The organism is Amycolatopsis thailandensis (assembly GCF_002234405.1).
In the GTDB taxonomy this organism is placed as follows: domain Bacteria; phylum Actinomycetota; class Actinomycetes; order Mycobacteriales; family Pseudonocardiaceae; genus Amycolatopsis; species Amycolatopsis thailandensis.
This window is the reverse complement of record NZ_NMQT01000134.1, coordinates 94,882-112,771: the sequence shown is the minus strand read 5'-3', so window position 1 is coordinate 112,771 and position 17,890 is coordinate 94,882. Positions and strand designations below refer to the sequence as shown.

Genomic DNA, 17,890 nt, shown 5'->3' with positions numbered 1-17,890 from the left:
GACGCGACCTGACAACCATGACCCGAGAAACCCATGCGGGATAAGGCAAATGCGTCGTGCCGGGCGGGTGCACGGTTTCCCCGCGCCGGATCGGCGAGTAGCGTCCCGAGCGCCACGCTTGGGACGCTCACAGTCTCGAACGTGGCGCTCGGGACACTGCCCTGACGCTCAGCGCCACCCCGGCCCCGCATTCAGAGGACTAAACGCGAGGGCCACTTTCCTCCGGCGAAGTCAGATAGGCCAGCGCCATCCCGGTCGTTTCGGCGGCCCACTCACTCCAGGTCAGGCCATCCGGCCAGAACCGGCCGCTGGCGGCCCGGTGCACACAGGAACCGATGACGGTTCGAGCCGTCATGCGGACGGCCTGCTCCTGGTCCGGCCGGCGAATCTCCGGAAGACAGCGCCGAACGGCGTCCACGAAAGCGTCCTGGATGGTGGCCAGCGCCTGGAGGCCACGATCGCGTCCCTCGGCGCGCTGGTTGTCGAGCAGCTCGGGGAAGATCCGGTCCCGGCGGGCGAAGGTGTCCGCCAGCGCCTGGGCGAACGCGCCGACGATCTCGCCCAGGCCGGGCCCTGCCGCGCGCAGCGCTTCGGCGACACCGGTCTCGAGTTGCCCGAGCAGCTGGTCCTTCACCGCGTACAGCAGCTGGTTCTTGCCGGAGAACCGGCGGTAGATCGCCCCCACCGACATGCCCGCCTGCTCCGCGACCGCCCCGACGGTGAACTCCTCGATGCCCTGAACCGCCAGGACGTGCTCGGCGGCGGCCAGCACCTTCTGCAAGGACTCCCGGCTGCGGGCCTGCTGCGGCGGACGGAACCCCTGATCGGCGGATGGCTGACTCACCGGGCGCACGTTACCGCACCAGATGCGAATAATAACTTCCGTTCGCATTTTACGACGACGAGGAGGCTGCACCATGGTGAGCATCGAGGTAGAGAGCGCCTACGTCGACTTCCCGATCTTCGACGCCAAGACCAGGTCACTCAAGAAGCGGGTACTCGGCAAGGTCGGCGGCAAGATCGGCACCGACGCGAAAGTCCCGATCATCGAGGCCCTGCGGGACATCTCCCTGTCGCTGAGCGACGGCGATCGAGTCGGCCTGGTCGGGCACAACGGCGCCGGGAAGTCCACTCTCCTGCGGTTGCTGTCGGGCATCTACGAACCGACCCGGGGCACCGCGAGGGTCGTCGGCAGGATCGCGCCGGTTTTCGACCTCGGCGTAGGACTGGACCCCGAGGTCTCGGGCCACGAGAACATCCTGATCCGGGGCCTGTTCCTCGGCATGTCCCGCAAGCAGATGGCGAAACGAGTCGACGACATCGCGGAGTTCACCGAACTCGGCGACTATCTGCACCTGCCTTTGCGCACCTACTCCGCCGGCATGCGGGTGCGGCTCGCGCTCGGCGTGGTGACCACCATCGACCCCGAGATCCTCATCCTCGACGAAGGACTCGGCGCGATCGACGCCGCGTTCCTCGCCAAGGCGCGCGAACGATTGGTCGACCTCGCCCGCCGCTCCGGAGTCCTGGTGTTCGCCTCGCACTCCGACGAGCTGCTACGGGAGCTCTGCACCACCGCTCTTTGGATGGACGAGGGCCGGATCCGCGCGCACGGCTCACTGGACGAAGTGCTCGCGACCTATCACGGCGCGCTCAAAGGAAGATCCTGACCAGCTGATCCTGTCCGTCCGGATCCCGCAGCACGACCCGTTCGCCCGCACGGAGTTCCGCGTCGACGAACGTGGATCAGCAACGCGCGACGGGACGGGCTGCTCACACGGTCCGTCGCGCGTAGCCGTCCAACTCGGCTCGAGAGAACGACAACTCCCCCGCGTCCACGGCACCGCAATCCAAGCCACGCAACAAGAAGCTCGCCAAAGCCTGAGCGGTCGCCGGCTCGTCCAGCACCCCGCGGCCGGTCTGGTCGGCGTAGTCCCGCAAGCGGCCCAGCGCCGCCGGGAACCCCTCGCGGAAGAACGCGTACGTCGCCGCGAACCGGGTCGGCAGCTGGTGCGGGTGCAGGTCCCAGCCCTGGTAGAAACCGTTCTCCAGGGAGCGTCGCACCAGCCGCAGATGTTCGCGCCAGGCCGGGAGGATCGCGTCGCCGACGGGCAGTTTGTTCGTCGAGCCGTCGGAAAGCCGGACACCGGTGCCCGCGGCCGAAACCTGCATGAGCTGCTTGGCGAAATCGGCGGCCGGGTGTTCCATGCTCTGGTACTCGGCGCTGATCCCGAGCCCGGCGCTGTAGTCGTACGTCCCGTAGTGCAGTCCCGAACAGCGGCCGCGCGCGGCCTGGATGATCCGCGGCACCGCGACGGTCCCATCGAGGTCCACAACGGACTGAGCGGTCTCGATCTGGACCTCGAACCGCAAGGAGCCTTCGGGCAGGCCGTACGCGGATTCGAGGCGCTCCAGGACGTCCGCCGCCACTTCGACCTGCTCGACGGCGGTCACCTTCGGCAGCGTGACGACGAAGCCTTCCGGCAGCGGCCCGCTTTCCAGCAGCCCGGCCAGGAAGAGGTCGAGGGTGCGAATGCCGCGGCGCCGGGTCGCCTGCTCGAAACTCTTGAACCGGATCCCGACGAACGGCGTCCCGCCGGTGACGGCGAGGGTCCGCCCCGCGGCGAGCGCGGTGGCGTCCTCCTCGTCGTCACCCGGCCTGCCGAGGCCGTCCTCGAAGTCGATCCGCAGATCTTCGATCGGCTCGGTCAGGAGTTTGGTCCTGACCCGGTCGGCGATGTCCGCGTCCAGGCCCAGCTGGTCGGCGTGTTCGCCGAAGACCCGCAGGGCCTGCTTGCCCCAATCCGCCACGAGCCGCGTCTTGTATCGCGACGCGGGCACGTACACGGTGTGCACGGGCTGGCGGCCGGGCGGCTCGCCGGGATATTCGGCCGTGACGCGCGCGTCGGCCTCGGCGAGGCGCGCGTCAGCGGCGGTGTAAACGTCCTCGGTGAGCCGCCCGTTCCCCATCTGTCTACTTGATCCGTTCGTAGGCGGGCAGGGTCAGGAAGTCCGGGAACTCGTCGGCGAGCGCGACCTGCTCGAACAGCTCGACGGCGGGCTCCAGCAGCTCCGGCTTGATCTCGGCGGCCAGATCCCCGCGGACCTCGGCCAGCACGCCTCGCACGAGCTCTTCGGTCACCTTGTCACCGGTGTCGAGCTGCGTGCCGTTGCGCACCCACTGCCACACCTGCGAACGCGAGATCTCCGCGGTGGCCGCGTCCTCCATCAGGTTGTGGATCGCCGCCGCGCCGTTGCCGGAAAGCCAGGACGCGATGTAGCGGATACCGACGTCGACGGCGGCGCGCAGACCGGCCGCGGTGGCGCCACCCGGCGTCGAAGCGGCGTCGAGCAGCTGGTCGGCGGTGACGGACACCTCGTCGCGGGTCCGGTCGAGCTGGTTCGGCTTGTCGCCGAGGACCTTGTCGAACTCCTCACGGCAGATGTCGACCATGCCCGGGTGCGCGACCCAGGAACCGTCGAAGCCGTCGCCCGCCTCACGGCTCTTGTCCGCGCGGACCTTGTCGAGCGCGGCGGCGGTGACCTCGGGGTCCTTGCGGTTCGGGATGAACGCGGCCATGCCGCCGATCGCGAACGCGCCCCGCTTGTGACAGGTGCGCACCAGCAGTTCGGTGTAGGCGCGCATGAACGGCGCGGTCATGGTGACCGAGTTGCGGTCCGGCAGCACGAACTTCTCACCCGCGTCGCGGAAGTACTTGATGACGCTGAACAGGTAGTCCCAGCGGCCGGCGTTCAGACCGGACGCGTGTTCGCGCAGTTCGTAGAGGATTTCCTCCATCTCGAACGCGGCCGGGATGGTCTCGATCAGCACGGTCGCGCGGACGGTGCCGTGCTCGATGCCGAGCGTCTTCTCCGAGTGGGTGAAGACGTCGTTCCAGAGCCGGGCTTCGAGGTGGCTCTCCATCTTCGGCAGGTAGAAGTACGGGCCCTTGCCGCGGTTGAGCAGTTCCTGCGCGTTGTGGAAGAAGTAGAGACCGAAGTCGACCAGGGCGCCGACGGCCTGGCGACCACCGAAGGACAGGCCGCGTTCGTCGAGGTGCCAGCCGCGCGGGCGGACGACGATCGTCGCGTGTTCGACGTCGTCCTTCAGCGCGTAGCTCTTGCCGCCGCTCTCCAGCGTGATGTTCTCGCGGACGGCGTCGTACAGGTTGACCTGGCCGGAGACGACGTTCGCCCAGTGCGGCGTGTTCGCGTCTTCGAGGTCGGCGAGCCAGACCTTGGCGCCGGAGTTCAGCGCGTTGATGGTCATCTTGCGGTCGGTCGGACCGGTGATCTCGACGCGGCGGTCGCGCAGCGCGGGCGGCGCCTCGGCGACCTTCCAGTCGCCCTCGCGGACCTCCTTGGTCTCGGGAAGGAAGTCGAGCTTGCCGGTGGTCCGGGCCTCCTCGCGGCGCTTGCTCCTGGCCTGCAGCAGTTCGTCACGACGGCCGGCGAAAGCCTCGTGCAGACCCGCGAGGAAGGCGAGGGCCTCCGGCGTGAGGATCTCGCTCCCACGCTCGACGGGCGCACCGAGCACCTGGGCTGAGATCTGGTCAGACATGAGAAACACCCCGAGTTCGGATAAATAACGTCCCTACGGTTTTACATGACGGACTATAGTTTCTGCATAGCGGAACATCAACGCCGACGTTAGGAGTACCACGGTGGCAGCGGAGAAGAACGGGCGCGATGGCGGCGTCCAGTCACTTCAGCGGGCCTTCGAGCTCCTCGAGCATCTCGCGGACACCGGCGGTGAGGCCAGCCTTTCGGAGCTGGCGACGCTGTCCGGGCTGCCGATGCCGACCATCCACCGCCTGATCAGGACACTGGTGGACCTGGGCTACGTCCGGCAGAACACCAACCGCCGGTACGCGCTGGGCGCCCGGCTCATCCGGCTGGGTGAGAACGCCAGCATGCAGTTCGGCTCTTGGGCGCGGCCACTTCTCGCGGAACTGGTCGACGAGGTCGGCGAGACCGCGAACCTCGCCGTCCTGGAGCGGGACGAGGTCGTCTACGTCGCCCAGGTGCCGTCGAAACACTCGATGCGGATGTTCACCGAGGTCGGCCGCCGTCTCCTGCCGCACGGCACCGGCGTGGGGAAGGCGATGCTCGCGCACCTGCCCTCCGACGACGTCACGGCGCTGCTCGCCAGGACCGGCATGCCTTCCTACACCGAGCACACCTTCACCGACCAGGACGCGCTCCTGCGTGAGCTGGCGAAGATCGCCGAGCAGGGGTACGCGCTCGACGAAGCCGAGCAGGAACTGGGCGTCCGCTGCGTGGCCGTCGCGGTTCCGGGTGCTCCGGTGCCGGCGGCCGTGTCGGTGTCCGGGCCTTCGGGACGGCTCACGGTGGAGGCCGTCGAGCGGATCGCGCCCGTCGTCCAGCGGATCGCGAACTCGCTCGGCTCCACCCTTTCGCGTGACGGGGTCACCGTTTGAGCCTGGTCTCCAAACCGTCGAGCATCCTCTCCAGGCCGTAGCGGAACTTCTCGTCGCGAAGCCGCTCCGGATCGGCGTCGCTCTTGGCGATCCGTTCCCGCTGGTACGGATGCTCCTGTGCCGCGGCTTCGACGGCGGGGCGCAGCTGCTCCGCCCACTCTCGTTCACTCCTGCCGCTTTTCGCGACGGTGGTCAGCCAAGCCGCCTCGGTCGTTCCCATGCCGACGACATAGGAGATGACCGCGCTGATCGCCTGCTCGACCTCGTCGCCGGGGAAGCTCGCGGTCACGAAGACGGCCAGCAGCCGCTCGTTGAGCCGCATGACGTTCGGCCCGAGGTACGACAGGCCGACCGAGCCGAGCAGTGAAGCGACCCAAGGGTGCCGCAGGATCATGGCGCGGACGCTCTGCGCGCCGACGACGACCGCCTCCCGCCACCTCTCCGGATCGTCGCCGTCCGGCACGGTGATTTCGCCGTAGACCTCGTCGACGACCAGCTCGATCAGCTCGTCGCGGTTGGCCACGTGGCGATAGAGCGAGGTCGCGCCCGCGTTCAGCGCGGTGCCGAGCCTGCGCATGCTCAGCGCGTCGACCCCTTCGGCGTCCAGGATCCGGACGGCCTCGGCGACGATCTGCGCCTGGCTCAACGCGGGCTGATCCCGCTGGCGGCGGGGCCGCGTCCACACCGACTGGATCGTTCGTTCCTCCGTTGCCATGGCTCCACCCTAGCGCACGACGTGCCCTCTTGCGAACGATGTTTCCATCTGCGTACAGTGTGCGCATCAACCGAACAACGTACGCAACCATCTCTGGGGGTATCCCGATGAACGAGCCGGAAAGGCGCGACCCGCGCCGCTGGTGGATCCTGATCGTGCTGTGCCTGAGCACGCTCGTGCTGGTCGTGGACAACATGGTGCTGACGGTCGCCGTGCCGCCGCTCGCCGAAGACCTCGGGGCGAGCGCCCAGGACACGCAGTGGATCCTGGACTCCTACATCCTGGTGTTCGCCGGCCTGCTGCTCACCTCGGGAAGCCTCGGGGACCGGTTCGGCCGCCGGAAGGTGATGGTCATCGGCCTCCTCCTGTTCGGAGTGGCCTCACTCGTCGCCGCGTTCGCCGCGAATCCGCTCGAACTGATCGCGTCCCGCGCGGTGATGGGCGTCGGCGGCGCGCTGATCATGCCGAGCACACTGTCGATCCTGATCACCGTCTTCGACGACGAAGAGCGCCGCAAGGCGATGGCCGCGTGGAGCGCGGTCGCGATGCTCGGCCTGATCGGCGGCCCGGTGCTGGGCGGTGTGCTGATCGCGTGGTTCTGGTGGGGCGCGGTCTTCCTGATCAACGTGCCGATCGTCGTCATCGCCGTCATCGCCGCGTTCACGCTGATGCCGGAATCGAAGGGCCCCTGGCAGAAGCCCGACCCGCTCGGCGCGATCTTGTCCGCGACCGGCATGGTCGCGCTGATCTGGACGATCATCGAACTGCCCAAGCACGGGTTCACCGAAGCCGGGACCCTGGTCCCGCTGGCGATCGCGGTGGTGAGCCTGGCCGGGTTCGTGCTCTGGGAGCGGCACACGCCGTCGCCGATGGTCCCGCTCAAGCTGTTCGGCAAGCGCAACTTCAGCGGCGGCAGCCTGTCGCTCACGCTGGTGCAGATCGGCAACGGCGGCCTGCTGCTGCTCCTGACCCAGTACCTGCAGTTCGTCCTCGGCTACACCCCGACCCAGGCGGGCCTGGCCTTCATCCCGATGGCCCTCGCGTCGCTGCTCTGCAACACCCTCGGCGCCACGCTGGGCCAGAAGATCGGCAACCGCGCGCTGACCACGGCCGGCATGATCGTGATGGCCGGCGGGTTCGGCATGCTCGGCACCGTTTCGACGACTTCGGGCTTCCTGCTGCCGGCGATCGCGCTGTTCCTGCTCGGCGCCGGTGGCGGACTGGCGATGCCTGCGGCGATCTCCGCGCTGATGGGCGAGGTCCCGGAGGAGCAGGCCGGTGTCGGCTCCGCGCTCAACGACACCATCCAGCAGCTGGGCGCCGCGCTCGGCATCGCGATCCTGGGCAGTGTCGTGTCGAGCCTGTTCACCTCGCACATGCCCGAGTCGGCTCCGGCTCAGGCGCGGCTCTCGATCGGCGACGCGTTCGCCACCGGCCAAGACGGCCTCATGGCGGCGGCCCGCGAGTCGTTCACCTCGGCGATGTCGACGACGTTCCTGATCAGCGCCGTGGGCGTGCTGGTGGCGGCGGTGGTCGCCTTCCTGGTGATGCGGGACAAGAGGGCCGCTCCGGTCACTCCGGTCGAGAACGTCCCTGTCACGGCCTGACGGCATGACATGAAAGGCCCCTTCATTGCAAATTTTGCAATGAAGGGGCCTTTCATGTCGCTTGCTAGCTGCTCAGAAGCGCTTCAACGAAGGCACCGGGCTCGAACGGCGCCAGGTCGTCCGGTCCCTCGCCGAGGCCGACCAGCTTGACCGGCACCCCGAGTTCGCGCTGCACCTGGAAGACGATGCCGCCCTTCGCGGTGCCGTCCAGCTTGGTCAGGACGATGCCGGTGACGTCGATGACCTCCGAGAACACGCGGGCCTGCATCAGCCCGTTCTGCCCGGTGGTGGCGTCGAGCACCAGCAGCACCTCGTCGACCTTCGCCTGCTTCTCGACGACTCGCTTGACCTTGCCCAGCTCGTCCATCAGGCCGGTCTTGGTGTGCAGGCGGCCGGCGGTGTCGACCAGGACAGCGTCGACGCCCGCCTCGGTGCCGCGCTTGACGGCGTCGAAGGCGACCGCCGCCGGGTCCGCGCCTTCCTTGCCTCGCACGACCTCCGCGCCCACCCGCTCGGCCCAGGTCTGCAGCTGGTCGGCCGCGGCGGCGCGGAAGGTGTCGGCCGCGCCGAGCACGACGGTGCTCCCCTGCGCGACGAGCACTCGGGCGAGTTTGCCGGTGGTGGTCGTCTTGCCGGTGCCGTTGACCCCGGCGACCAGCACGACCGCGGGCTGCTTCTTCCCGTCGACGGTGTGCGGCAGCGCGCGGACGGCGCGGACCGCGTCGGTCGACAGGGCGGAGGTCAGCACCTCCTGCAAGACGGTGCGAGCCTCCTCGGACGTCCGCACGGCGCGGCGCTTCAGCTCTTCACGAAGGCGCTCGACGATCTCGGTGGTCGTCGCGGCGCCCAGGTCCGCCATCAGCAGCGTGTCTTCGACGTCCTGCCAGGAGTCCTCGTCCAGGTCACCGGCGCCCAGCAGGCCGAGCAGGCTCTGCCCGAACACCGAACGCGACTTGCCCAGCCTGCCGCGCAGCCGCTCCAGGCGCCCGGTGGCCGGGGCGATCTCCTCGGCGGGCACGGGAGCGGGCTCGGGCTCGGGCTCGGGCGCCGAAGTCTCGGCAGGCTCGGCGGGCTCGGGAAGTTCGACGTCGCGCACCGTGCGCTGCGCGGAATCCCGGGGCACCGACGCGTCGTCCCCGACGGCGGGCTGGCCGTCGGTCTCCGGTCGCTCTTCGACCGGATGCGCGGGCTCTTCGGTCTTCTCACCGCCAGGAGCGAGCGCGATCCCGCCTGTCGCGGTATAGCCGCCGCCCTTCGGCTTCTCGACGACGTCGGCAGCCTTGGACTCGTCCAGGCTGATCCGGCGGCGGCGCGCGATGAGCAGCCCGGCCACCAGGACGGCGACCAGTACCACGACGGCAACGACAACGATCCAGAACCAGGGGGTGCTCGACACGGCGCCAATCCTCGCATCCGCGCACGGCCCGCCGTAGACGCCCCACGGGAAGGAAGCCGATCTTGTGAGACGCCCACTGGATAGGACTCATTTCGGACAAGAAGAAACAGTCTCGCTTGCGCGGTCTCCGGAACGACGGCTAGACCACTCCGAATGACGGTTTTCACCGGCGCTGGGGTCCGGGTGATCGGGCTCATCTCCGGCACGTCGATCGACGGGATCGACGTGGCGGCCGCCGAACTGCGCGCCGACGGGGACACGGTGGTGCTTTCCCCGCTCGGCAAACTCGAAGTCCCGTATCCCGAGGCGCTGCGCGAAGCCTTGATCGACGCCCTGCCGCCGAACCCGTGCAGCGCCGAGCAGCTCACGAAACTCGACACCCTGGTGGGGCAGGCCTTCGGCGAGGCGGCCGCGCGCGGCGTCGAGGAGCTGGCCGGTGGTCACGCGGACGTCGTCGCCTCACTGGGCCAGACGGTGTTCCACTGGGTCGAGGAAGGAACCGCTCGCGGCACCCTGCAGCTGGGCAACCCGGCGTGGATCGCCGAGCGCACCGGGCTGCCCGTCGTGGCCGACCTCCGCGTGCGCGACGTCGCCGCCGGCGGGCACGGCGCACCGCTCGCCAGCACGCTGGACGCCTTGTGGCTACGGGAAATGGCGGCGCTCGGCCCGGTCGCGGCGCTCAACATCGGCGGTATCGCGAACATCACCGTGGTCCCCGCCGACGGTGCCGTGCTCGCCTACGACACCGGACCCGGCAACGCCTTGATGGACCTCGCCGCGCACCGCGCCACCGGACAGCGCGCCGACCTCGACGGCGCGCTCGCCCTGCGCGGCACCGTCCGGCCCGACCTGCTGGCGAAACTGCTGCTCGACCCGTACTACGCGGCCGCGCCGCCGAAATCCACCGGCAAGGAGCTGTTCCACGGCGCGTACCTCGACAGGGCGCTCGACGGACTCCCGCCGGTCGGCGCGGAAGATCTCCTGGCGACCCTGACCGAGCTGACCGCGGTGACGATCGCCGCGGAATGCCGTCGCCACGACATCGTCACGCTGATCGTCTCCGGTGGCGGCGCCGACAACCCGGCGCTGATGGCCGCGCTCGCCCGGAATCTGCCCGGCGCGGCCTTGAAGACCAGCGACGACCACGGCCTGCCACGCGCGGGCAAAGAGGCATACCTGACCATTCTGCTCGGCTGGCTGACCTGGTCCGGCGTCCCGGGGAATCTCCCGTCGGCGACCGGGGCCCGGGGCGACCGGCTGCTCGGCAGCATCACCCCTGGCGCGGGCCCCCTGCGACTGCCCGCGCCTCATGACTCAACCGTGACCCGGCTACGGGTGGCGGCGACGACCGGCGAGCGATAGGAGATACGGATGCGCGCACTTGACCTCGCGATCATCGGGCTTTTTCTGGTCGGTATGCCCCTGTTGGGCGTCTGGATCGGCGGCAAACAGAAATCCGGCTCCGACTACTTCGTCGGCGAAGGCAAGATCTCCTGGTGGGTGGCCTGCCTCTCGGTGGTCTCCGCGGAGACGTCCACCCTCACCGTGCTTTCCGTGCCGACGGTGGCCTACATCGCGACCCCCGGCGACGGCGGGATGACGTACCTGGCGCTGGCGATCGGCTACATCGTCGGCCGGATCGTGGTGTCGATGGTGCTGTTGCCGCGCTACGTGGCGGGCAATCTGGTCACCGCGTACGCCTTCCTGGGCAAACGGTTCGGCAGCGGATTACAGGGCACCGCGTCGGTGACCTTCCTGCTCACCCGGACGCTGGCCGACGGCATCCGGCTGTTCGCCACCGCGATCCCGATCAAGGTCGTGATGGCGGCCTACGGCCTGAACGTCTCGTACTGGACCATCGTGGTCGGGCTCGGTATCGCGATGGTGCTCTACAGCTTCTTCGGCGGGGTGCGCGCGGTCGTCTGGGTCGACGCGATCCAGATGCTCTGGTACATCCTCGGCGCGGTCGTGGTGATCTGGGTGATCTCCGGCAGGCTTCCGGACGGCTGGTTCGGAAAAGCCTTCGACGCCAACAAGTTCCAGATCCTCGACTTCTCCTCGAACATGCTCACCGGGCAGTACGCGCTGCTGACCGCGGTGATCGGTGGCGCGGTGCTCTCGATGGCCTCGCACGGCTCGGACCAGCTGATCGTGCAGCGGCTGCAAGCCACCAACGACCTGCGCGCCGCGCGGAAGGCCTTGGTCGCCAGCGGTTTCGTGGTCTTCATCCAGTTCGCGCTGTTCCTGTTCATCGGCGTGCTGCTGTGGGCGCTGTACAACGGCCTGGCCCCGACCAAGCCGAAGCCGGAAGGCCTCGGGCTGGCCAACAAGGACGAGCTGTTCGCGAACTTCATCGTGAACGACCTGCCGAGCGGGCTCTCGGGCTTCGTGATCGCCGGGATCCTCGCCGCCGCACTGAGTTCGTCGCTCGGCGCGCTGGCCTCGTCCACGGTGACCGACGTTTACGAACGGGTGATCGGCCGGGAGCTGCCGGAAGCCGAACGGCTGAAGCACGGCCGGATCTGGACGATCGTCTGGGCGGGCGCGCTGATCCTGTGCGCGGGTTTCTTCGCCTCCTCCAACAAGACCTCGGCCGATCCGATCGTGGTGCAGGCGCTCGGCATCACCGGCTACACCTACGGCGCACTGCTCGGCGCGTTCCTCCTGGGCCTGCTGATCAAACGAGCCAGGCAGGCGGACGCGATCGTGGCGTTCGTTTCGACGGTGGTCGTGATGGCGTTCATCATCCTCGGCGTCAAGTTCAACAAACCGGACGGCAGCCTGATCGGCGTCGACTTCGGCAAGGCGTCGGGGAACACGGTGGCGCTGGCGTGGCCCTGGTACACGCTGTGCGGCGTGATCATCACGCTCGTGGTGGGCGGACTGCTCTCACTGCGGCACAGCAGCCCGGATCCGCTCACCGAAGAGGTGAGCAAAGAACCGGAATCCGTTTGATCACAACGGTTTTCCACTAATATGACCCACATCACAGTCATGAACCGAGCCTCTGATCGTCCCCGTGTCGACTGCGGGACCCGCCGGCACACGGCGGGATGAGGAGAGGCGAAATCATGAAGCGAACGACCGTGGCCATCGCCGTCGGCGCCTTGCTGATCGGCGGTGGCACCACCGCGTACGCCGCGACGACCGGCGGCGTACCGGACGCGATCAAGGTGCCGGACGGGAACAAGCGTCTCGCGACCTACCGGGGCGAAGGCGTGCAGATCTATGGCTGCACCGGCGGGGCGTGGACGCTGATCCAGCCCGCCGCGACCCTGAGCCACCGCGGGCGGACCATCGCGCTGCACAGCAAGGGTCCGGTGTGGACGTCCACTGTGGACGGCAGCACGGTCGGGGCGGCGGCGGTGCCCGGCGCCTCCGTCCCCCGGCCGAACGCGGTGCCGGAGCTGCTGCTGAAGGCGAACCTGAACAGCGGTGACGGGGTGTTCGGCAAGGTCACCTACGTCCAGCGGCTCGACACGCGCGGCGGACTCGCCCCGGCCGGCACCTGCGCGACAGGCGCGCAGACGGCCGTCCGGTACTCGGCCGACTACGCGTTCTGGGTCGCGAAGTAGTGACGAGCGCGGTGAAGGGGGCTTCCCCGCATCGCGCGAAGCGATCGGTGTGGGTGGTCGTGAGTGGCAAGTGGCGTTCTAACCCCACTTACCACTCACGACCCCCTCGAGCGAGCATGGCACCTTTGCCGCGGCCCGCGACAAGCGCTAGGCGGGAACCGGGTCCTCTTCCGAGGTCCGGAGCCGCTGCGAGATCACCTTGGTGATGCCGTCGCCCTGCATCGAAACGCCGTACAGGGCGTCGGCGATCTCCATGGTCGGCTTCTGGTGGGTGATGATGATCAGCTGCGAAGAATCCCGCAGCTGCTCCAGGAGCCCGATCAGCCGTCGCATGTTGGTGTCGTCGAGCGCGGCCTCGACCTCGTCCATGACATAGAAGGGCGAAGGCCGGGCGCGGAAGATCGCCACCAGCATGCCGACGGCGACGAGCGATTTCTCGCCACCGGAAAGCAGCGAGAGCCGCTTGACCTTCTTGCCCGGCGGGCGCGCTTCGACGTCGACACCGGTGGAGAGCAGATCGTTGGGCTGGGTCAGGACCATCCGTCCTTCACCGCCCGGGAACAGCACGCCGAACACGGTCTCGAACTCGCGCGCGACGTCCTCGTAGGCCGACGCGAAGACCTCCAGGATCTTTTCGTCGACCTGCTTGATGACGGCTTCGAGGTCCTTGCGGGTGTCCTTGAGGTCTTCGAGCTGCGTCGAGAGGAACTTGTACCGTTCCTCCAGCGCCGCGAACTCCTCCAGCGCCAGCGGGTTGACCTTGCCCAGCAGGCTCAGGTCCTTTTCCGCGCGCTTCGCCCGGCGGGCCTGGGTGTCGCGGTCGAACGGCATGGGCGGCGGCGGGGTGACGTCCTCGCCGCGTTCCTTGGCCGCCTCGTACTCGGCCATCTCCCCCGCGCTCGGCGGCACGGGGTTTTCCGGTCCGTACTCGGAGACGAGGTCTTCGAGGCCGATGCCGAAGTCTTCGGCGATCTTGGTTTCGAGCTGCTCCAGCCGCAGCCGCTGCTCGGCGCGCAGCACCTCGTCGCGGTGGACGGCGTCGGTGAGCTTCTCCAGTTCACCGGTCAGCTCGCGGACCTTGCTGCGGACCTGGGTCAGCGCGGTCTCCCGCGACTGCCGCTGCGCCTGCGCCTCGTCCCGTTCGTGGGCGGCGCGCTGCACAGAGACCTCGATGCGCTCCAGCGCGATCTCGCCGCCGTTGACCACCGCGTTGGCGATCTCGGCGCCGCGTTTCCGCGCGGCCCTGGACTTTTCGGCGCGATCACGGGCCTGCTGCTCGGCGTGCGCGGCCCGGCGGAGCGATTCGGCCTTGCCCTGGATGCTCCGCGCGCGCTCCTCGGCGGTGCGCAGCGCGAGGCGCGACTCCATCTCCTCCTGGCGGACCGTGCCGAGGTCTTCGGCGGCCTGGTCGCGCTCGGCGGTGTCCGGATCCTCGTCGACTTCCTGTTCAGCGACGGCGGTCAGCCGCTCTTCGAGTTCGGCGAGCTGCTGCAACGCCTGTTCCCGGCTCTGCTCGACCTTCGCGCGCTGAGTGCTCAGGCGGTCCATCTCGGCCTGCGCGCCGCGGGCGGCCTGCTGCAGGCGGTTCAGCCGCTCGGACGAGCGCGCCTTGCGGACCTTCGCGTCCCCGAGCGCTTCCTTGGCCCTGCCGACCTCTTCGCGCCGCGCCTGCTGTCCGGCGCGGGCGCCTTCGAGTTCCGCGGCGGTGCGTTCCAGCGCGCGCTCGGCGGCGTTCAGCCGGTCGCCCGCCTCGTCGACCGCGGCCTGCACCTCGATGACGCTCTCGCTGCGGGCCGAACCGCCGACCGCCCAGCGGGCGCCGAAGACGTCGCCCTCGGGCGTGACAGTGCTGACCTCGGGGTACACCTCGACGAGGCGGCGCGCGGACTCCAGACCGTCCACAATGGCCACCCGGTCGAGAGCGTGCTCGACGGCGGACCGCAACGCCGGCGGCGCCGTGACCACTTCCCGCGCCCAGCGCGCGCCCTCGGTCAGCGACGGCCAGGAGGCGGTGTCCACAGTGGACCCCAGGCCGCCGAGCAGGATGCCCGCGCGGCCGGAGTCGTTGTCCTTCAAGAACTTCAGCGCGGCGAGCGCGTCTTCGCCGCCGTTGACCGCGACCGCGTCGGCGACCGGGCCGAGCGCCGCGGCCAGCGCGACCTCGTGGCCCGCCTCGACGGTGAGCAACGCGGCCACCGAACCGAGCAGGCCCGGCAGCTCGTGCTGAGCGCCGAGCAGCGCGCCGGCGCCGTCCTTGCGGCGCAAGCCCATCGACAGCGCCTCGACGCGCGCCTTCTCCGACGCGATCTCGCGTTCGGCGGACCGTTCGGCCTTGACCAGTTCCTCGACCCGCGCCTTGGCGGCGTTGTTGGCCTCCACCGCGCGGTCGTGGTGGGCTTGCAGGTCGAGGTCGTCGGACTCCTCCACGCCGCCTTCGGCCTTGGCCTCTTCGAGTTCCTCGACGGCGATTTCCGCGCGCTCGGCGGCCTCTTCGAGCGAAACGGTGAGCCTGTCGATCTCGTCGGAGGTGGCGCCGTTCTTGCTGCGCAACGCCTCGACCTGACCGGTGAGCTTCGCGAGCCCCTCCCGGCGATCGGCGATCGCGCGGACCGCGGCCATGTGCGCGCGCTCGGCGGCCTGGACGAGGTGTTCGAGCTGCTCCCGCTTCTGCACGGTCTCCGACAGCACCATGCGGGCCTCGGCGACGGCCTCGTTGAGCTCCTGCTCCCGCTCGGCGACCTGCTCGGCCTCGGCCAGCAGCTCTTCGGGGTCGCGGCCGGTGCTCGCCTGCTGCACGTCGGACGAGAGGTGCCGCTGACGCTCCAGCGCGAGCCGCACGGTGCCGCGCAGCCGCTCGGTCAGCGCGGAAAGCTTGTACCAGGTCTCCTGGGCCGCGGCGAGGCGCGGCGCGTCCTCGGCGAGCGACGCTTCGAGCTCGGCTTCCTCGGCGGCGACGATCTCCAGCGCCTGCTCGACCTCGCCACGACGCTGCCGGGCGACCCGCTCGTCGGCCTCTTCCTTGGCGATGCCCGCGCGCTGGGTGACCAGGTCGTGGGCGAACAGCCGCAGCCGGGCGTCGCGCAGTTCGGACTGCACCCACTGCGCCTTGCGGGCGATCTCGGCCTGCTTGCCCAGCGGTTTCAGCTGGCGGCGGAGCTCGGTGGTGAGGTCGCCGAGACGGTCGAGGTTGCCCTGCATGTTCGCGAGCTTGCGCAGGGTCTGTTCCTTGCGCTTGCGGTGCTTGAGGACACCGGCCGCCTCTTCGATGAAGGCGCGGCGCTCTTCGGGTTTGGATTCGAGGATCGCCGAAAGCTGGCCCTGCCCGACGATGACGTGCATCTCGCGGCCGATACCGGAGTCCGACAGCAGTTCCTGCACGTCCATCAGACGGCAGCGGTCGCCGTTGATCTCGTACTCGCTCGCGCCGTCACGGAACATCCGGCGGGTGATCGAGACCTCGGAGTACTCGATCGGCAGCGCGCCGTCGGCGTTGTCGATGGTGAGGGTGACCTCGGCGCGCCCGAGCGGGGCGCGGCCGGCGGTCCCGGCGAAGATGACGTCCTCCATCTTGCCGCCGCGCAGGTCCTTCGCGCCCTGGGTGCCCATGACCCAGCGAAGCGCGTCGAGGACGTTCGACTTGCCGGAGCCGTTCGGGCCGACCACGCAGGTGATGCCCGGCTCGAAACGCAACGTCGTCGCCGAGGCGAAGGACTTGAAGCCCTTGAGCGTCAGGCTCTTCAGGTGCACGTCGTGCTGACCCCTCTGGCTGCGGGAACCGGTCGTTCAATCGGTCCAGGCTACCTGTGCGCTCACCGTGATCGTGGGACGCGGGGCGTCAACGCTCCACGAACCCGCTGATCCCGCCTTTCGCGGGCGACCATCGCTCGACGACGTGATCCACACTTCCGGGTGATTCGCCGGACCTCAAAGCCGCCAAAAGCCGCTCACAGTGTTCTCGAACACCCTCCGCTACCACCTCGACACGTCCGTCGGCCAGGTTGCCCGCGCTGCCGACCAGCCCCAGCTCAAGCGCCCGGCTGCGGGTCCACCAGCGGAAACCGACCCCCTGCACGCGACCGTGGACCCACGCGGTCAGCCTGATGTGCGTTAGTTCTTCACTCACGTCCCCTATCGTGCACCACGCGGATGAACGCGGAGGGTGAACACACCGTTCGCAGCGGTTCGCAGACAGTGAAGCCACGGTGATAATCTCCGCGCCGGGTCCCCACTTTGGGCTACCTCGCCCGGGTAGCCGGAAGCGTCCCGGTGTTCTCTCACCAGTCGCTTCACTCCCCGAAGTCCCCCATCCGAGGAGCCAGCCCATGTCCCGTCCCGACGGGTCTGATCCGAGCGCACGCGTGTCCGTGGCGCCCCCGCGCGGCGCCACCGGCAAGCTCAACCGTGCCGGCTACGCCGTACTCGGCGTCAGCGGCCTCGTGGTGGCGACGGCCTTCGCCGCGATCGCCGAACTGGCGGGCCCCGGCGTCTCCGCCACGGCCGGCGGCACCGGTGTCCCCGGCGGACAGGGCACGTCCCCCGCCGGTGTCCAGCTGGTCCCGGGCAACGCCGTCCCCGGCGGCCCGATGACCGTCAGCGGCTCGCCGATCCCCGGCGCTTCGTCCAGCTCGTCGGCGCCGCCGACCACGGTGACCTCGGTCGGCCCGGACGGCAAGGCGACGACGAGCGTCGTCGCGCCGCCGCCCGTGGTGCCCCCGCCGGGTGGCGGTGAGCCGCCGGTGGTGGTGCCGACGCCGACTCCGCCGACAAAGAGCACGCCGACACCGCCGACTACCACCACACCGACGAAGACGACTCCTCCGACCACGCCCACGACGCCGACGGATCCGCCGTCGAGCACCCCGAACGGCAGCTCCAGCCCAGGTGGCGCCCCGAGCGAGTCCTCGCCGGGCAAGTCCAGCATCTCCGGCACCGACACCTCCACGAGCAGCGCCCAGTAAGACTTCGTAAGTCCGTGAAGGCCTCCTTGCCTACCTTGAGGGTAGGGAAGGAGGCCTTCACTACATTCCGGCGCCGGACTCGCGATCGTCACGTGCGCCCCGCATGCACCAGCAGTCACAGCGGCAAGTACATGAAGGCCCCCTTCACTGCGCCTAGCGCAAGGAAGGGGCCTTCATGTACAGCAAGCGGGCAAGCGC

Annotated in this window: 14 protein-coding genes; 6 read left to right on the top strand and 8 right to left on the bottom strand. The window is 69.2% G+C overall.

Features of this window, described 5'->3' with window-relative positions; translation table 11 throughout:
- Nucleotides 1-199: 199 nt before the first annotated feature.
- On the bottom strand, nucleotides 200-844 hold the full coding sequence (locus CFP71_RS35130; RefSeq protein WP_093938245.1) for a TetR/AcrR family transcriptional regulator: 645 nt from the start codon (nucleotides 842-844) through the stop codon (nucleotides 200-202).
- Between the two features lie 73 nt (nucleotides 845-917).
- On the opposite strand from CFP71_RS35130, the gene wzt reads away from it, so the two are divergent.
- On the top strand, nucleotides 918-1,670 hold the full coding sequence (gene wzt, locus CFP71_RS35125; RefSeq protein ID WP_093938244.1) for a galactan export ABC transporter ATP-binding subunit Wzt/RfbE: 753 nt from the start codon (nucleotides 918-920) through the stop codon (nucleotides 1,668-1,670).
- A gap of 103 nt (nucleotides 1,671-1,773) precedes the next feature.
- Here the strand turns inward: wzt and CFP71_RS35120 are convergent, their stop codons facing one another.
- Nucleotides 1,774-2,970 (bottom strand): DUF6986 family protein, encoded by a 1,197-nt coding sequence (locus CFP71_RS35120; protein ID WP_093938243.1) that lies wholly within the window; start codon nucleotides 2,968-2,970, stop codon nucleotides 1,774-1,776.
- A 4-nt stretch (nucleotides 2,971-2,974) separates the two neighbouring features.
- On the bottom strand, nucleotides 2,975-4,561 hold the full coding sequence (gene aceB, locus CFP71_RS35115; RefSeq protein ID WP_093938242.1) for a malate synthase A: 1,587 nt from the start codon (nucleotides 4,559-4,561) through the stop codon (nucleotides 2,975-2,977).
- A 103-nt stretch (nucleotides 4,562-4,664) separates the two neighbouring features.
- On the opposite strand from aceB, the gene CFP71_RS35110 reads away from it, so the two are divergent.
- Entirely contained in the window at nucleotides 4,665-5,441 is a 777-nt protein-coding gene (locus CFP71_RS35110; RefSeq protein WP_005154827.1) for an IclR family transcriptional regulator, read from the top strand.
- On the opposite strand, the gene CFP71_RS35105 is transcribed toward CFP71_RS35110, so the two are convergent.
- Nucleotides 5,431-6,156: a TetR/AcrR family transcriptional regulator gene (locus CFP71_RS35105; RefSeq protein ID WP_093938241.1), complete on the bottom strand. Its 726-nt coding sequence runs from the start codon at nucleotides 6,154-6,156 to the stop codon at nucleotides 5,431-5,433. The genes CFP71_RS35110 and CFP71_RS35105 overlap by 11 nt on opposite strands.
- Nucleotides 6,157-6,263: 107 nt before the next feature.
- On the opposite strand from CFP71_RS35105, the gene CFP71_RS35100 reads away from it, so the two are divergent.
- Nucleotides 6,264-7,763 (top strand): MFS transporter, encoded by a 1,500-nt coding sequence (locus CFP71_RS35100; RefSeq protein ID WP_093938240.1) that lies wholly within the window; start codon nucleotides 6,264-6,266, stop codon nucleotides 7,761-7,763.
- 64 nt (nucleotides 7,764-7,827) lie between these two features.
- Here the strand turns inward: CFP71_RS35100 and ftsY are convergent, their stop codons facing one another.
- Nucleotides 7,828-9,159, bottom strand: coding sequence for a signal recognition particle-docking protein FtsY (gene ftsY, locus CFP71_RS35095; protein ID WP_093938239.1), 1,332 nt, complete (start codon nucleotides 9,157-9,159; stop codon nucleotides 7,828-7,830).
- Between the two features lie 153 nt (nucleotides 9,160-9,312).
- Here ftsY and CFP71_RS35090 point away from each other — a divergent pair, with 153 nt between their 5' ends.
- The 3 genes from CFP71_RS35090 (at nucleotide 9,313) to CFP71_RS35080 (ending at nucleotide 12,734) form a co-directional block, all read left to right on the top strand.
- Nucleotides 9,313-10,521 (top strand): anhydro-N-acetylmuramic acid kinase, encoded by a 1,209-nt coding sequence (locus CFP71_RS35090; RefSeq protein WP_208636100.1) that lies wholly within the window; start codon nucleotides 9,313-9,315, stop codon nucleotides 10,519-10,521.
- Nucleotides 10,522-10,530: 9 nt separating this feature from the next.
- The gene (locus CFP71_RS35085) at nucleotides 10,531-12,114 is read left to right on the top strand and encodes a sodium:solute symporter (protein ID WP_093938238.1); all 1,584 of its coding nucleotides are present in this window, start codon (nucleotides 10,531-10,533) and stop codon (nucleotides 12,112-12,114) included.
- A 116-nt stretch (nucleotides 12,115-12,230) separates the two neighbouring features.
- Nucleotides 12,231-12,734, top strand: a complete 504-nt coding sequence (locus tag CFP71_RS35080) for a DUF3455 domain-containing protein (RefSeq protein ID WP_093938237.1) — start codon at nucleotides 12,231-12,233, stop codon at nucleotides 12,732-12,734.
- A gap of 147 nt (nucleotides 12,735-12,881) precedes the next feature.
- Here the strand turns inward: CFP71_RS35080 and smc are convergent, their stop codons facing one another.
- The 3 genes from smc to CFP71_RS35065 all read right to left on the bottom strand — a co-directional run bounded on the left by smc (nucleotide 12,882) and on the right by CFP71_RS35065 (nucleotide 17,655).
- Nucleotides 12,882-16,481, bottom strand: a complete 3,600-nt coding sequence (gene smc / locus CFP71_RS35075; RefSeq protein WP_093938236.1) for a chromosome segregation protein SMC — start codon at nucleotides 16,479-16,481, stop codon at nucleotides 12,882-12,884.
- Between the two features lie 88 nt (nucleotides 16,482-16,569).
- Nucleotides 16,570-16,857, bottom strand: a complete 288-nt coding sequence (locus CFP71_RS35070; RefSeq protein ID WP_093938235.1) for an acylphosphatase — start codon at nucleotides 16,855-16,857, stop codon at nucleotides 16,570-16,572.
- Nucleotides 16,858-17,142: 285 nt separating this feature from the next.
- Nucleotides 17,143-17,655, bottom strand: a complete 513-nt coding sequence (locus tag CFP71_RS35065; protein ID WP_244199954.1) for a hypothetical protein — start codon at nucleotides 17,653-17,655, stop codon at nucleotides 17,143-17,145.
- Nucleotides 17,656-17,890: the final 235 nt, after the last annotated feature.

Coding starts and splice junctions, on each gene's coding strand:
- wzt (WP_093938244.1), top strand. CDS start 918: ATGGTGAGCATCGAGGTAGAGAGCGCCTACGTCGACTTCCCGATCTTC.
- CFP71_RS35120 (WP_093938243.1), bottom strand. CDS start 2,970: ATGGGGAACGGGCGGCTCACCGAGGACGTTTACACCGCCGCTGACGCG.
- aceB (WP_093938242.1), bottom strand. CDS start 4,561: ATGTCTGACCAGATCTCAGCCCAGGTGCTCGGTGCGCCCGTCGAGCGT.
- CFP71_RS35105 (WP_093938241.1), bottom strand. CDS start 6,156: ATGGCAACGGAGGAACGAACGATCCAGTCGGTGTGGACGCGGCCCCGC.
- CFP71_RS35100 (WP_093938240.1), top strand. CDS start 6,264: ATGAACGAGCCGGAAAGGCGCGACCCGCGCCGCTGGTGGATCCTGATC.
- CFP71_RS35090 (WP_208636100.1), top strand. CDS start 9,313: ATGACGGTTTTCACCGGCGCTGGGGTCCGGGTGATCGGGCTCATCTCC.
- CFP71_RS35085 (WP_093938238.1), top strand. CDS start 10,531: ATGCGCGCACTTGACCTCGCGATCATCGGGCTTTTTCTGGTCGGTATG.
- CFP71_RS35080 (WP_093938237.1), top strand. CDS start 12,231: ATGAAGCGAACGACCGTGGCCATCGCCGTCGGCGCCTTGCTGATCGGC.
- CFP71_RS35065 (WP_244199954.1), bottom strand. CDS start 17,655: ATGCTGGACTTGCCCGGCGAGGACTCGCTCGGGGCGCCACCTGGGCTG.